This is a genomic window from Pseudomonas sp. Ag1 (assembly GCF_000278565.1).
In the GTDB taxonomy this organism is placed as follows: domain Bacteria; phylum Pseudomonadota; class Gammaproteobacteria; order Pseudomonadales; family Pseudomonadaceae; genus Aquipseudomonas.
The window spans coordinates 40,939-55,095 of record NZ_AKVH01000094.1 but is presented as its reverse complement, the minus strand read 5'-3'; the positions used below and the strand labels follow the sequence as shown (position 1 = coordinate 55,095).

At 61.2% G+C, this 14,157-nt stretch carries 12 protein-coding genes; 1 reads left to right on the top strand and 11 read right to left on the bottom strand.

Features of this window, described 5'->3' with window-relative positions; translation table 11 throughout:
* Both A462_RS33325 and A462_RS19145 read right to left on the bottom strand, forming a co-directional pair.
* Nucleotides 1-159, bottom strand: coding sequence for a YqaE/Pmp3 family membrane protein (locus A462_RS33325; RefSeq protein WP_003211049.1), 159 nt, complete (start codon nucleotides 157-159; stop codon nucleotides 1-3).
* 186 nt (nucleotides 160-345) lie between these two features.
* Entirely contained in the window at nucleotides 346-1,626 is a 1,281-nt protein-coding gene (locus tag A462_RS19145) for an aspartate aminotransferase family protein (RefSeq protein ID WP_008434379.1), read from the bottom strand.
* 209 nt (nucleotides 1,627-1,835) lie between these two features.
* Between A462_RS19145 and A462_RS19150 the strand changes: the two genes are divergently transcribed.
* A complete protein-coding gene (locus tag A462_RS19150; RefSeq protein WP_003211052.1) occupies nucleotides 1,836-2,726 on the top strand; it encodes a LysR family transcriptional regulator in 891 nt (296 codons plus the stop codon).
* Nucleotides 2,727-2,952: 226 nt separating this feature from the next.
* On the opposite strand, the gene A462_RS19155 is transcribed toward A462_RS19150, so the two are convergent.
* The 9 genes from A462_RS19155 to bioF form a co-directional block, all read right to left on the bottom strand.
* On the bottom strand, nucleotides 2,953-4,731 hold the full coding sequence (locus tag A462_RS19155; RefSeq protein WP_008434378.1) for an acyl-CoA dehydrogenase C-terminal domain-containing protein: 1,779 nt from the start codon (nucleotides 4,729-4,731) through the stop codon (nucleotides 2,953-2,955).
* 122 nt (nucleotides 4,732-4,853) lie between these two features.
* Nucleotides 4,854-6,638 carry an acyl-CoA dehydrogenase C-terminal domain-containing protein gene (locus A462_RS19160; protein ID WP_008434377.1) on the bottom strand — a complete coding sequence of 595 codons (1,785 nt, stop codon included), beginning with the start codon at nucleotides 6,636-6,638 and terminating at the stop codon, nucleotides 4,854-4,856.
* A 90-nt stretch (nucleotides 6,639-6,728) separates the two neighbouring features.
* Entirely contained in the window at nucleotides 6,729-8,018 is a 1,290-nt protein-coding gene (locus A462_RS19165) for a GGDEF domain-containing protein (RefSeq protein ID WP_023659318.1), read from the bottom strand.
* Nucleotides 8,019-8,222: 204 nt separating this feature from the next.
* Complete coding sequence (locus A462_RS19170; protein ID WP_008434376.1) at nucleotides 8,223-10,028, bottom strand: phenylacyl-CoA dehydrogenase; 1,806 nt, start codon at nucleotides 10,026-10,028, stop codon at nucleotides 8,223-8,225.
* Between the two features lie 338 nt (nucleotides 10,029-10,366).
* The gene (locus A462_RS19175) at nucleotides 10,367-10,648 is read right to left on the bottom strand and encodes a hypothetical protein (RefSeq protein WP_008434375.1); all 282 of its coding nucleotides are present in this window, start codon (nucleotides 10,646-10,648) and stop codon (nucleotides 10,367-10,369) included.
* Between the two features lie 107 nt (nucleotides 10,649-10,755).
* On the bottom strand, nucleotides 10,756-11,436 hold the full coding sequence (gene bioD, locus A462_RS19180) for a dethiobiotin synthase (RefSeq protein ID WP_008434374.1): 681 nt from the start codon (nucleotides 11,434-11,436) through the stop codon (nucleotides 10,756-10,758).
* Nucleotides 11,433-12,242: a malonyl-ACP O-methyltransferase BioC gene (gene bioC, locus A462_RS19185; RefSeq protein WP_008434372.1), complete on the bottom strand. Its 810-nt coding sequence runs from the start codon at nucleotides 12,240-12,242 to the stop codon at nucleotides 11,433-11,435. The genes bioD and bioC overlap by 4 nt, the downstream gene beginning before the upstream one ends.
* A complete protein-coding gene (locus A462_RS19190; protein WP_008434370.1) occupies nucleotides 12,235-12,966 on the bottom strand; it encodes an alpha/beta fold hydrolase in 732 nt (243 codons plus the stop codon). The genes bioC and A462_RS19190 overlap by 8 nt, the downstream gene beginning before the upstream one ends.
* Nucleotides 12,959-14,137: an 8-amino-7-oxononanoate synthase gene (bioF, locus tag A462_RS19195; protein ID WP_008434368.1), complete on the bottom strand. Its 1,179-nt coding sequence runs from the start codon at nucleotides 14,135-14,137 to the stop codon at nucleotides 12,959-12,961. Before bioF ends, A462_RS19190 begins: the two co-directional genes overlap by 8 nt.
* Nucleotides 14,138-14,157: the final 20 nt, after the last annotated feature.

Below are 14,157 nucleotides of genomic sequence, written 5' to 3'. Positions count from 1 at the left end.
TTAGCGTTTGGCGATGATGTACACCGCGTGCACGATACCCGGGATATAACCGCACAAGGTCAGCAGGATGTTCAGCCAGAACGCGCCGGCGAAACCCACTTGCAGGAACACACCCAGTGGCGGCAGCAGAATGGCGATGATGATGCGAATGATATCCATGGGTTCAGCTCCAGAAAATCGGCTCGTGTGAGCCGTACAAGCTAATCGACCTTGGCCGTTGGTAAGGGTTCAGTGGGATCTGGCACTCAGCCATCGTCCAATTCGCGGACAAAAAAACGCCCCCAGCCAAAAAAATCAGGCTGGAGGCGCCGCGTATACCGCGAGACGGTTCAGGAAATATGGGGGTTAAACGGCAATGCCCTTGCGGCATTGCAGCTGTGCAGTGCGCACCCGGGAGAAGGCACGGGCCAGACGCAGGAGCATTTCGTCGACGTTGCTTTTGCTCAATGTGAGCGCCGGGGTGAAGCGCAGGCAATCGGGTTGCGGCGCGCTCAGGATCAGGCCTTCACTGAGCGCGGCGTTTACCACCGCATCTGCCGAATCCTCCGACAGAGTCAGTCCCCACATCAGGCCCTGGCCGCGCAGTTCACCCTGGTCATAGCGATGCGCCAGGCGGGCAAGCCCTTCACCCAGATAAGCGCCAACCTCGCAAACGTGCTCCAGAAATTCGTGACTCAGTACGGTATCGAGCACCGCTATACCAGCGGAAGCCATCAGCGCGTTGCCATGGTGGGTGCCTTCCAGCTCACCGATTTCAAAACAACACGCCTTGCCCCGCGCGAGCAACGCCGCCAGTGGCACACCACCACCCAAGCCCTTGCCCAGGCAGATGATGTCGGCACGTACGCCGTAGTACTGTTCGGCGAGCAACGTGCCACAACGGCCGGTGCCGGTTTGCACTTCATCGAGGATCAACAGAATTCCCAGCTCACGGCACAGACGTTCGACACCCTTGAGGTAATGCTCGGTCGCGGGAATGACGCCGGCATCGTTCTGGATCGGTTCCAGCATGATTGCTACGGTTTGCGCATCCACCGCCGCGTGCAGCGCCGGCAGGTCGTTGAACGGCACGTGGCTGAAGCCTGGCAACTGGGGCTCAAAACGGTTTTCACTGGCGGCTGCCGAGGCCGACATCGCGGCAAAGCTGCGGCCATGGCAACCGTTGCTCGCGGTGATGATGCGATAGGCGCCACCACGGTGCAGTTGGCCCCATTTGCGCGCCAGCTTGATGGCCGCTTCGCAGGCTTCCGCGCCGCTGTTGAGCAGGTAGGCCTGGTCGCTGCCGGTGCGATGGCACAGGCGGTCGGCGAGGTTCAGTTGAACGCGGTTGTGCAGGCTGTTACCGGGATTGATCAGCGATTGGGCCTGATCGGCCAGCGCCTTGGTCACTGCCTGTGGGCTATGGCCCAGGCTGTTGGCGCCGCCACCCTGGCTGAAGTCGAGATAGGCGCGGTCTTCGCTGTCCCACAGCCAGGAGCCCTGGCCGCGTACAAACACCTGGGGCGGGCGGGCCACGCTGGGCATCAGGCAATCGCTGGAAAGATCGTCTCGCAGAGCCGGGGTCTTCGCCTCGAGGATCAGATCATCCAGGCTGGGGGCGGGGCGACGCAGGTTGAACAGGTTCATGGATGAACCTCTTTGGCAATCGCACCTTGGTCGGTATTACCGATAAACCCATGGCGGAGGTTTTTTGCCTTGCCTATGCAAACACCGTCAACATAAACACTACTCATCTTGCTTTCCGGCCCTGTAAGCCCTGTGAATAGGCGCTAGACTAGGCGCCTTGGGGGCACTCGGCCATTTCGATTTTCCAGCATTTTCGATAAGCATTACTTATGGATTTCAAGCAACTGCGTTATTTCGTCGCGGTGTACGAAGAAGGCCATGTGGGGCGGGCAGCGGAGCGCCTGTCGATCTCCCAGCCAGCTTTGTCGCAGCAGATTCGCCAGCTCGAGCAAAACCTTGATGTGAGCCTGTTCGAACGCAGCAGCAAGCGCCTGCTGCCGACCCTCGCCGCCCACACTTTGTATAACCACGCCCTGCCCTTGCTCGACGGTATGCAGCACGCGGTGGAAGCACTGCGCAACTTCAAGGGCCAGGCACTGCGCACCTTGGCGATCGGCGTGCTGCAAACCGTGCACACCAGCCTGGTGCCGCAGATGCTCGAACGAGTGCGCAAGGCCCAGCCGCACCTGGTCGTACAGATCTACGAGCTGACCGGGATGGAAATCGAACGCCGGCTGCTCAACGGCTCGCTGGATATCGGCATCAGCTACCTGCCGCCACGCCAGCCGGGGCTGCACGGCGTGCTGCTGTATGAAGATGAACTGAAGGTGGTCATCCCGGCTGATCACCCGCTGCGGGAATTTAAGAAAGTCTCCCTGAAGCAAGCCGCCGAGTTACCCATGTTGCTGCTGGGGGAAGAGTTTCAGGTGCGCCAGATATGGCAAGGTCAATTGGCCAACCTGGGCCGACGCCCGCAAGTGCAGGCCGAGTTGAATACGATGGCGGGGATTCTCGACAGCCTGCCCCACACCAAGCTGGCGACGGTGCTTCCCGGACGCTCCCAGGATGAACACAACAGCAAGGCGTTGCTGTGGAAACCCTTGAGCGAACCACGGGTGCCGTTGAAAGTGGGGTTGGTGTGCCGGGATGTGCAGCGCCAGCAGGCGACGCTGGAATTGTTGCGCACGCTGCTGGAAGACGTGATGAACGCGCCCGCCTGACTTTTTCGCAGGCAAAAGAAAACCCCGCCGAAGCGGGGCTTTGCAGACTGTTTCCCTGACATCCATTTCACTCCGCCTTCCTGGCAGAATCCTACGTGTCCGTGTTGTTGCTTTGCGCTTCCTGCGCGACGTCCATGTGAAGTAGATTATCCGTGGATCCAATTTGGCGATAGAGGACGAATAGCAGCACGTCATGTAAGAGAATGCTTACACGCCCTCCAAGTCCTTAGAACAGTGCTTCATCCAGCAAGAACAGCGATTCGCTACCGGCTTTTACCGAGGCGCTGAGGGACGCGATCCGCGGCAGCAAGCGCGCAAAGTAGAAACGCGCGGTGCCCAGCTTGCTCGCGTAGAAGTCTTCCTGAGCCTCTTTACCCAGAGCCGCCTTGGCCATCAGGGTCCACATGTAGGCATAAGCCATATAGCCGAACGCGTGCAGGTATTCCACGGATGCCGCGCCGATTTCATTCGGGTTGGATTTGGCGCGGTCCAGCAGCCAGGCGGTCAGTTCGTCCAGGTCATCCACGGCCGCGTTCAGCGGCTTGGTGAATTCGGCCAGTTCGGCGCCGGCAGTGGCGGTGAAATGGCGGATCTCATCAGCGAACAGCTTGTAGAACGCCCCACCGCTGCCGACGATCTTGCGTCCCACCAGGTCCAGGGCCTGAATGCCGTTGGTGCCTTCGTAGATCTGGGTGATGCGCACATCACGCACCAGTTGCTCCTGGCCCCATTCGCGAATGTAGCCGTGGCCGCCGAAAATCTGCTGGCCGTGCACGGTGGTTTCCAGGCCCAGGTCGGTCAGGAACGCCTTGGCAACCGGGGTCAGCAGAGCAACCAGATCGTCCGCGCGTTTGCGGACGGTGGCGTCTTCGCTGAACTTGGCGGTGTCGAGCTGCATCGCCACATAGGTGGAGAACGCACGGCCACCTTCGTTCGAGGCTTTCATGGTCAGCAGCATGCGCCGCACGTCCGGGTGGACGATGATTGGGTCAGCGACCTTGTCCTTGGCTTTCGGACCGGTTGGCGAACGGCTTTGCAGGCGGTCGCGCGCATATTCGATAGCGTTCTGATAAGAGCGCTCACCGGAGGCCAGGCCCTGGATGCCCACACCCAGGCGCTCGTAGTTCATCATGGTGAACATCGCGGCCAGGCCACGGTTAGGCTCGCCCACGAGGTAGCCCACGGCTTCGTCGAAGTTCATCACGCAGGTCGCAGACGCCTGGATGCCCATCTTGTGTTCGATGGAGCCGCAGGTCACCGGATTGCGCGCCCCCAGGCTGCCGTCGGCATTGACCATGAACTTGGGCACCAGGAACAGCGAAATACCCTTGGGACCCGCCGGTGCGTCCGGCAGCTTGGCCAGCACCAGGTGGATGATGTTCTCGGTGAGGTCGTGCTCGCCACCGGTGATGAAGATCTTGGTGCCGCTGACCTTGTAGGAACCGTCTGCCTGAGGCTCGGCCTTGGTCCGAATTATCCCCAGGTCAGTGCCGGCATGAGGTTCGGTCAGGCACATGGAACCGGCCCACACGCCGGAGTACATATTCGGCAGGTAAGTGGCCTTGAGCTCTTCACTGGCGTGGGTGTTGATCGACACGCAGGCGCCGGAGGTCAGCATCGGGTACAGGCCGAAGGCCAGGCCCGAGGAGTTGATCATCTCTTCTACCTGGGCCGACACCGCCTTGGGCATGCCCATGCCGCCGTACGCCGGGTCGCCGCCAACACCTACCCAACCGCCTTCAGCGTAGGTTTTGTAGGCGTCCTTGAAGCCAGCCGGGGTGAAGACCGCGCCATTCTCCCAGCGGCAGCCTTCTTCGTCGCCGCCGCGGCTGAGCGGGGCGACGGTCTTGGAGGTGACTTTGCCGGCTTCTTCGAGGATTGCCTCAACGGTCTCGGCGTCGACGGTTTCCGCCAGCGCGGGCAGTTGGGCCCAGAGTTTGGCGACCTCGAAAACTTCGTTGAGGACGAAGCGCATATCGCGCAGCGGCGCTTTGTAGTCAGCCATGGCAAACCTCGTGAGAACTTTAACGTTATTCGGGTGGGGTCGGTTTTACAGACCCCGAGTGTAACCGAACAACTTTTGTGACACATAGGGTCTGCTTGTGACCAACAAGTATTTTACGGTCACTAAAGCGCAAACAGCTCCGCCGGCAGACTCATCAGGCACTCACTGCCTGCCTCCACCGCCGCCCGGTGCGCGGCCGTGCGCGGTAGCAGGCGCTTGAAGTAGAACTCGCAGGTCGCCAGCTTGCCTCGGGCGTAATCGGCATCACCGCTACCGCTGTCCAACTGCTCTTGTGCCACCAGCGCCATGCGCAGCCACAAGTAGGCAAGGATGATGTAGCCGCTGTACATCAGGTAATCCAGGGCTGCAGCGCCGACTTCATCCGGGTTTTTCATGGCTGCCATGCCTACCTTGACCGTCAGCTCACCCCACTGCTGATTCAACTGGTTGAGCTGAGCCACATGGGCCTTGAGTTGCGGATGTTCGGCGTTGGCCGCGCAAAACTTGTGGACGATTTTGGTAAAGCCGCGCAGCAGCTTGCCTTGGCTGCCGAGCACCTTGCGCCCGAGCAAATCCAGGGCCTGGATGCCGTTGGTCCCTTCATAGATCGGCGCAATCCGGCAATCGCGAACCAGTTGCTCCATGCCCCATTCACGAATGAAGCCATGGCCACCGAACACCTGCATGCCGTGGTTGGTCACCTCCAGCCCGGTTTCGGTCATGAACGCCTTGCAGATCGGCGTAAGGAAGGCCAACAGGTCTTCGGCTTCCTGGCGTTGCCCCTCGTCGCCACTCAGGTGTGCGGTATCGAGCAACTGTGCCGAGAAGTAGGTCAATGCGCGGTTGCCTTCATTGAAGGCTTTCATGGTCAGCAATATGCGCCGCACATCCGGGTGGACGATGATCGGATCAGCGGCTTTTTCGGGTGCCTTGGCGCCGGTCAGCGAGCGCATCTGCAAGCGGTCGTTGGCGTACTTGATCGCACCCTGGAAGCTCGCTTCCCCCAGGCAAAGGCCCTGCATGCCGGTGCCCAGGCGCGCATGGTTCATCATGGTGAACATGCAGTTGAGGCCCTTGTTCGCCTCACCGATCAGGAAACCCCGGGCGCCATCGAAGTTCAGCACACAGGTGGCCGACGCCTTGATGCCCATCTTGTGCTCGATGGAGCCGCAACTCATCGTGTTGCGCTCGCCCGAGTCGGCATGGAACTTGGGCACGATAAACAGCGAGATTCCCTTGGTGCCGGCCGGCGCATCCGGCAGCTTGGCCAGCACCAGGTGGATGATGTTGTCACTCATGTCATGCTCGCCGGCCGAGATGAAAATCTTGCTGCCGGTGACTGCATAACTGCCGTCGGCCTGCGGTACGGCGCGGGTCTTGATCAGGCCAAGGTCGGTGCCGCAATGGGCTTCAGTCAGGCACATGGTGCCGGTCCACTGGCCCGCGGTGAGTTTGCTCAGGTAGGTGTTTTTCTGCTCTTCAGTGCCGTGGGCACGGATCGCCGACATCGCACCGTGGGTCAGGCCAGGGTACATGCCCCAGGACGTATTGCTGGAGGAGATCATCTCCGCGAGCACCAGGCCCAGGGACATTGGCAAGCCCTGCCCGCCGTAGGCCGGGTCAGCCGCCAAACCGTGCCAGCCGCCTTCCACGTACTGCGCGAAGGCTTCCTTGAAGCCCTTGGGCGTGGTCACCACACCGTTGTCGAAATGGCAGCCTTCTTCATCGCCGGAGCGGTTCAACGGCGCCAGGACGTTTTCGCAGAACTTCGCACCTTCCTCGAGGATCGCGCCGACCATGTCCGGGCTGGCATCGCTTGCACCCAGCGCGGCGTAGTGGCCGTGGAAGTCAAAGACGTGATCGATCAGAAAGCGCATGTCGCGCAGGGGAGCTTTATAGTCAGGCATGGCAATGTCTCCGGCAGCAGATGCCTTCAACCTACTGCCCCACGGCCCACCGGACAATCACTGTAGGGCCGCTGAATACACCACCATCACTCAACCGGCAGCGCTGTCCATGCGGACCGCGCCGCGGCGGGTCTGCCCCGCAGCGACCACGCAGTTACGCCCCGCACCCTTGGCGTTGTACAGCGCCTGGTCGGCGGATTTGAGCACTTCTTCAGGGCTGCGCTGCTCGGCCTGGCGTTCGGCCACACCGATGCTGACGGTCACCGACACGCTGGAAGCGCCATTGCCCACACGACGCTGGCGCCCCTGCTGGTCGTCGTGGGGACGGTCCGGGTTACGCAGTTTGATGTCGTAGTTGGCGATGATTTCGCGGATCTCTTCCAGGTGCGGCAGGCATTCATCCAGGGTCTTGCCGGCGAATACCACGGCAAATTCCTCACCGCCATAGCGGTAGGCCCGGCCGCCGCCGTTGACCTTGGACAACTTGCTGGCCACCAGGCGCAGTACCTGGTCGCCCACGTCGTGGCCATGGGTATCGTTGAAACGCTTGAAGTGATCGACGTCGCCCATGGCCAGCACATAATTGCGCCCCAGGCGCTGCATGCGCTCATTGAGCGCGCGGCGGCCCGGCAACCCGGTCAGCTCGTCACGGAAGGCCATTTGATAAGCCTCGTGGGCCACCCCGGCAGCGATCATCAGCATCACCTGGCTGCACATGATGTTCAGGGTGAACGGCAGGATGAACGTCTGCGGCAACATCCAGAACAACCCCAGCAACCCTACCAGCTGCGCGGCGTGCAGCGGTCTTGGTTGATACCAGTACTGCGCGGCCAGGGTCACAAAACCAATCAGGAACATCGGGTACGACAGCTGGATCAGGCTCATCCAGCGTCCATGCAAGGCGGGCCAGCGAATTTCGGCCAACCAGCTTAACAAGGCATGGGGGAAACTTTGTTCAAGGGCAAGCGCCACGCTGCCTACCGCAAACAGCACCGCGCAGCGTGCGACGAAGTCGCGAAACAGGTGGGTTTTTTCTTGCCAGACGGCGTAGATGCCGAACAGCAACGGTAACAACAGGCAACACAGATGGAAGACCACGGCCGCGTCGTCCCGCACGCGACCGTTATCGCGGTAGTAATCGGTCTGGGTATCCAGCAGGAAATAGACCACGTACACCGTGATCATCAGGAACAGCTCTCGTTGGCGCCGGTAGACCGCGCAGTACGAACCGCCCAGCAGCAGCACGAGGGTCGGCAGCACATTGAACAGTGAAGTGAAGAACACATTGAGATCCTTCACATACGCAGCCGAGAGCCCCGCCAGCAGTAAAAGCAGTGAAGGTAAAAAATGACTGAAACGTACAGCAGACGCGCGCGACAAGGGTAAAGCTCCGACCCACAAAAAAGATGGCATAGTGCCTTCACTGATCACAGTTAAGCACATTCAATGTGATGCGTATCACATTGCCATCACTGTAACGGCCGCTCGGAGCAATCCCTGAGTGCGGTACTGTGGTTTTTTATCGCGCAAAAAAAACCGCCGCTCCCGAAGGAGCGGCGGCTTTTGAAGCGAACTGGCCGAGGCTTAGTAGCCCAGGTCGAAGTTCTCTTCTTTCATGTCCATCAGGTTGTTGGCGCCCGACAACATGGTTGCAACGTGGGTGCGGGTACGCGGCAGGATGCGCTGGAAGTAGAAGCGCGCAGTCTGCAGCTTGGCGGTGTAGAAACCTTCTTCGGTGGTGCCGGCAGCCAGTTTCTCGGCGGCCAGGCGGGCCATGTCGGCCCAGAAGTAGGCCAGGCAGGCGTAGCCGGAGTACATCAGGTAATCCACCGAAGCGGCGCCGACTTCTTCACGGTCCTTCATGGCTGCCATGCCGACCTTCATGGTCAACTCGCCCCACTCTTTGTTCAGTGCCGCCAGCGGTGCAACGAATTCCTGTACGGCTTCGTTGCCTTCGTTGGCCTGGCAGAACTTGTGGACGATCTTGGTGAAGCCCTTCAGCGCTTCGCCCTGGGTCATCAGCACTTTACGGCCCAGCAGGTCGAGGGCCTGAATGCCGGTGGTGCCTTCGTACAGCATCGAAATGCGGCTGTCGCGAACGTTCTGCTCCATGCCCCACTCGGCGATGAAGCCGTGGCCGCCGTAGATTTGCACGCCGTGGTTGGCGGCTTCAAAACCGACTTCGGTCATGAACGCCTTGGCGATCGGGGTCATGAAGGCCAGCAGTGCGTCAGCCTGTTTCTTGGCTTCGTCGTCAGTGCCGTACTTGACCACGTCAACCTGCTTGGCGGTGAAGTACACCATCGCGCGGTTGCCTTCGGCGAAGGCTTTCATGGTCAGCAGCATGCGGCGCACGTCAGGGTGCACGATGATCGGGTCGGCTGCCTTATCTGGCGCTTTCGGGCCAGTCAGGGAGCGCATTTGCAGGCGGTCGCGAGCGTATTTGAGGCCGCCCTGGAAGCCGATTTCAGCGTGGGACAGGCCTTGCAGCGCGGTGCCCAGGCGAGCGGTGTTCATAAAGGTGAACATGCAGTTCAGGCCTTTGTTCGCCGGGCCGATCAGGAAACCGGTGGCCGCGTCGAAGTTCATCACGCAGGTGGCGTTGCCGTGGATACCCATCTTGTGTTCCAGGGAACCACAGGACACCGCGTTGCGTTCGCCAATCGAACCGTCGGCGTTCGGTACGAACTTGGGAACGATGAACAGCGAAATGCCTTTGGTGCCAGCCGGTGCGTCCGGCAGGCGAGCCAGCACGATGTGGACGATGTTGTCGGCCATGTCGTGTTCGCCGGCCGAGATGAAGATCTTGGTACCGGAAACCTTGTAGGAACCATCAGCCTGAGGCTCGGCCTTGGTGCGCAGCATGCCCAGGTCGGTGCCGCAGTGCGGTTCGGTCAGGCACATGGTGCCGGTCCACTCGCCCGACACCAGTTTGGTCAGGTAAGCCTCTTGCTGCTCGGGGGTGCCGTGCTCGGAAATGGTGTTCATCGCGCCATGGGACAGGCCCGGGTACATGCCCCACGACCAGTTGGCTTCGCCGACCATTTCGCTGACCGCCAGGCCCAGGGATTCCGGCAGGCCCTGGCCACCGTGCGCCACGTCGTGGGCCAGGCTTGGCCAGCCGCCTTCAACGAACTGTTTGTAGGCTTCTTTGAAACCGGTAGGGGTCTTAACGCCTGACTCGCTCCAGGTGCAACCTTCGATATCACCCACGCGGTTCAGCGGTGCCAGTACCTGCTCACAGAACTTGGCGCCTTCTTCGAGAATGGCGTCAACCATGTCCGGGGTAGCGTCCTGGCAAGCCGGCAGGCTCTGATAGTGCGCTTCATAGCCAAGCAGTTCGTCACGAACGAAGCGAATATCACGCAAGGGGGCCTTGTAGTCAGGCATAGCGATAAACCTCTGCTGATGTATCTGGGATGAACAACCGCATGGATGTGTTGTGGCGGTCAAACAGTTGTTTGAAACATACGTTTACGACCAATCCTTGTCAAGCGTCGCGCAAACGCCGTTTGTCATGACGCAGGTCAACGTCAGGCACGGCAAGGCCTGCAGCGAAATGCCGCATGACGATTCAGGGGGAAAAAGATTATTGAGCGGTGAAGATCAGTGTGAGAGCTGGCTTGCCTGCGATGCGGGCGCCGCGGTGTATCAGGAGGATCGAGGTGACGCTATCGCAGGCAAGCCAGCTCCCACAGAGAAGCCAGCTCGCACGATAAGAGGGGGGGTTATGCGTAAGTATCGATCAACGTGCCGAGCATTTCGTCGGAAGCCTTGGCGACTTTGGCGCCCAGTTCAACCTGGAACTTGCCTTGGGCCATCTCGACCATGTTGCTCGCCGAGTTGCTGGCCTGATTGGCGTCTACCGAACGCAAACGATCATTTTGCGCGTCCGAAGGCTGGGAAGTGGCGGCGCTGGCAATCTTGCCGGCGGCCTGGTCGACACGGTTCTGCCCGGTCTGAATCGCGCTCAGTCCCGAGTAAAACGCACTGCTACCAGAGATTTCCATGGCGTGAACCTGCCTATAAGAGAATCGTGAACTGTTATTGAAGCAGACCTACCGGCAAAACGCCCGTCAAAAACACTAATGGCATAATGCCTTCGCGATAGGCAAAACTAGTCAAGCAGGTCCAGTTGCAAGTACGCGGCGACCGCTTCGGCGCTGGGATGCTTGAGCTTGGGCACCCTTCCCAGGCATGGCGCGGGGAGTCGTTCAGCCAGGGTCGCGAGGTTTTCTTCCAGACGAGAGGTCTTGGGGTCGATGATATTGGCCACCCAGCCCGCCAGCGGCAACCCGTCCCGGGCGATGGCTTCTGCGGTCAACAACGCGTGGCTGATACACCCCAGCCGTACACCCACCACCAGGATCACGGGCAGCTTCAGCGCCTGGGCCAGGTCCGACAAATTGTCCTGGTCCGCCAATGGCACACGCCAGCCGCCCGCACCTTCGATCAAGGTGAAGTCCGCCTGCTTGGCGAGAACGTGCTGCATGGGTTTCAACAACGACTGCACCGTCAGCGCCACGCCGGCTTCACGGGCCGCCAGATGCGGCGCGATGGCCGGCTCGAAGGCCACCGGGTTGACCTCGGCATAACTCAACGGCAACGAACACTCGGCCAGCAACGCCAGGGCGTCCGAATTGCGCAGGCCCTTGGGCGTCAGCTGGCACCCAGAGGCTACCGGCTTGCCCGCCGCCGTACTTTTGCCGGCTTGCCGCGCGGCATGCAGCAGGCCGGCAGCGACGGTGGTCTTGCCGACGTCGGTGTCGGTCCCCGTGATGAAGTAAGCGGCATTCATAGAGGTTTCTCCAGGACGGCGTACACCACTTGATAAGTTGCCGGCAGGCCCTGGGCCTGGCGGAACTGCTCGTAGGCTTGCACCAGTGCAACAATCCGCGCCCGGCCCGTCAACCCTCCTGGGCGCCCCGGGTTCAGATTGTGCGCACCCAACGCTTTCAGTTCGTGGGTCAGGCTGCGCACGTCGGGGTAATGCAACACGTGGGGACACTGCTCCAGGCCGCGCACCCGCAAACCACTGGCTGCGCACAGTTGCTCATAAGCACTGAACGGCCGGAAGCGGTTCACATGAACCATGCCATCCGCTGCGCGCCAGCTTTCGCGCAACTCATCCAGCGTACCCACGCAGAGGCTGGCAAACGCCAGCACGCCACCGGGCTGCAATACGCGCCGCGCTTCGCTGAGCACTGCGGCAAAATCCGAACACCACTGCACTGCCAAACTGGAGTAGATCAGCCCGCAACTGGCGTCCTGCAAGGGCAAGCGCTCGGCATCGCCAGCGATGAAATGTTGTGCACCGCCCAGCGGCCGGGCGTGTTTGAGCATGCCCTCGGCGATATCCAGGGCCAAACCCTGGCTACCCGCAAATGACTGGCCCAGCACACGACTGAAATAGCCCGTGCCACTGCCCAGGTCCAGCCAGCGTTGTGGAGAAAGACCTTCGGGCAAACGCCGCAGCAGCTCGCTGCCCACCGCACGCTGCAACTCGGCAACGCTGTCGTAACTGGCGGCTGCGCGGGAAAAGGAGGCCGCTACCTGGCGCTTGTCTGGCAAGCCGCCGGGCAACACATGGGACAAATCAGTCATCACCGCACTCATGCAAAAAAGCCTGGATGGCCCCCGCCACACCGTGGGGGTCCTCCAGTAGAAAAGCGTGACCGGCCTGTTCAATCAGGCCGATTTCAACGTCAGGCAACAAGGCGAACAACTCACCGGCCACTTCAGCCGGAACCAGCCCGTCCAGCCCGGCAAACAGATGCAACTGCGGCCCTTGAAAGTCGACCAACGCCTGGCGGGTGTCCAATCGGCCCAACAGCTCCAGACCACTGAGCAAGGTCTGCGCGGAGGTTTTAGGGGCACCCGCCAGCAATAGCCGAGCAAGTGATCGGGGATCGCTGGAGCCCCGGGCGCAAAGCAGACTGAAGCGTTTTAACGTCGCAACCGGATCAAGGCGGCAACCGTTAAGAAACGCAATAAAATCCTGTTCGTGCATGCCATGGTCCCAGCGGGGCCAGGCCACGAAGCTTGCGTTGCTGGCAAAGGTGAGCAAACCGCAACAATGATCACCGCGCCGCGCGGCCAACTCGGCAGCAAGCATGCCGCCGAGGGACCAACCACCCAGCCAGACGTCTTGGGGCAAGGTCGAATCCAGCTCATCGAGCCACTCTTGAAGGTCGTCCGACTCCACGTCCGGCAACGGTTCGATCTGCACCTGCAAGTGTTCATCCAGCCCCTGCAACGCCGCCGCCAGCGGTTCCAGCGGCGAAACGCCGAGGCCCCAGCCAGGCAGCAATATCAGTCGATCACGCATGGTCGGGCTCCTGGCCTAACAAGCGGAAACACTCTTCCAATGCGCTTAACAATAGCTGCACCTGGGCTTCACTGTGGGCCGCCGTGAGAGTCACCCGCAGACGGGCACTGCCGGCGGGCACGGTCGGTGGGCGGATCGCGGTGACCATCAGCCCGCGCTCGCGCAGCATCTGCGACAAACGCACGGCGCGGGCACTGTCGCCAATCATGATCGGCTGGATCGGCGTGAAACTGTCCATCAGTTCCAGGCCAATCTGCTCGGCGCCCTGACGGAACTGGCGGATCAGCCCATTGAGATGCTCCCGCCGCCAATGCTCGGTGCGCAGCAGTTCCAGGCTTTTCAGCGTGGCGCAGGCCAATGCCGGCGGTTGGCTGGTGGTGTAGATATACGGGCGGGCGAACTGGATCAGGCTTTCGATCAGCTCTTCGCTGCCCGCCACAAAGGCGCCGGCGGTACCGAAGGCCTTGCCCAGAGTGCCGACCAGCACCGGCACATCTTCCTGGCTCAAGCCAAAATGCTCGACGATCCCGCCACCGTTGGCGCCCAAAGGCCCGAAGCCATGGGCGTCATCCACCATCAACCATGCGCCCTTGGCCCGGGTTTCACGGGCCAGTGAGGGCAGATCCGCCAGGTCACCGTCCATGCTGAACACGCCGTCGGTCACCACCAGCGTATTGCCGGTGGCTTTCTCCAGGCGCTTGGCCAGGCTTTCAGCATCGTTGTGCAGGTAACGATTGAAGCGCGCACCCGAGAGCAAACCAGCATCCAGCAACGAGGCGTGGTTAAGGCGGTCTTCCAGCACCGTATCGCCCTGCCCCACCAGCGCGGTGACGGCGCCAAGGTTAGCCATGTAACCGGTGGTGAACAGCAGCGCCCGCGGGCGACCAGTGAGGTCGGCCAGGGCCTCTTCCAGTTCATGGTGCGGCGTGCTGTGGCCGATCACCAGATGCGAAGCGCCGCCACCCACGCCCCAGCGAGCCGCGCCCGCGCGCCAGGCTTCAATCACTTGCGGGTGATTGGCCAGGCCCAGGTAATCGTTGTTGCAGAACGCCAGCAACGGCTGGCCGTCGACCACCACGTCAGGGCCTTGCGGGCTCTGCAGCAGTGGACGTTGGCGATACAGGTGTTCGGCACGACGAGCCGCAAGACGCGCGGCGAGATCGAAAGACATGAGACCTCGGTAGATCAGGT

Coding starts and splice junctions, on each gene's coding strand:
- A462_RS19155 (WP_008434378.1), bottom strand. CDS start 4,731: ATGGCTGACTACAAAGCGCCGCTGCGCGATATGCGCTTCGTCCTCAAC.
- A462_RS19175 (WP_008434375.1), bottom strand. CDS start 10,648: ATGGAAATCTCTGGTAGCAGTGCGTTTTACTCGGGACTGAGCGCGATT.
- A462_RS33325 (WP_003211049.1), bottom strand. CDS start 159: ATGGATATCATTCGCATCATCATCGCCATTCTGCTGCCGCCACTGGGT.
- bioD (WP_008434374.1), bottom strand. CDS start 11,436: ATGAATGCCGCTTACTTCATCACGGGGACCGACACCGACGTCGGCAAG.
- A462_RS19145 (WP_008434379.1), bottom strand. CDS start 1,626: ATGAACCTGTTCAACCTGCGTCGCCCCGCCCCCAGCCTGGATGATCTG.
- A462_RS19150 (WP_003211052.1), top strand. CDS start 1,836: ATGGATTTCAAGCAACTGCGTTATTTCGTCGCGGTGTACGAAGAAGGC.
- bioF (WP_008434368.1), bottom strand. CDS start 14,137: ATGTCTTTCGATCTCGCCGCGCGTCTTGCGGCTCGTCGTGCCGAACAC.
- bioC (WP_008434372.1), bottom strand. CDS start 12,242: ATGACTGATTTGTCCCATGTGTTGCCCGGCGGCTTGCCAGACAAGCGC.
- A462_RS19160 (WP_008434377.1), bottom strand. CDS start 6,638: ATGCCTGACTATAAAGCTCCCCTGCGCGACATGCGCTTTCTGATCGAT.
- A462_RS19190 (WP_008434370.1), bottom strand. CDS start 12,966: ATGCGTGATCGACTGATATTGCTGCCTGGCTGGGGCCTCGGCGTTTCG.
- A462_RS19170 (WP_008434376.1), bottom strand. CDS start 10,028: ATGCCTGACTACAAGGCCCCCTTGCGTGATATTCGCTTCGTTCGTGAC.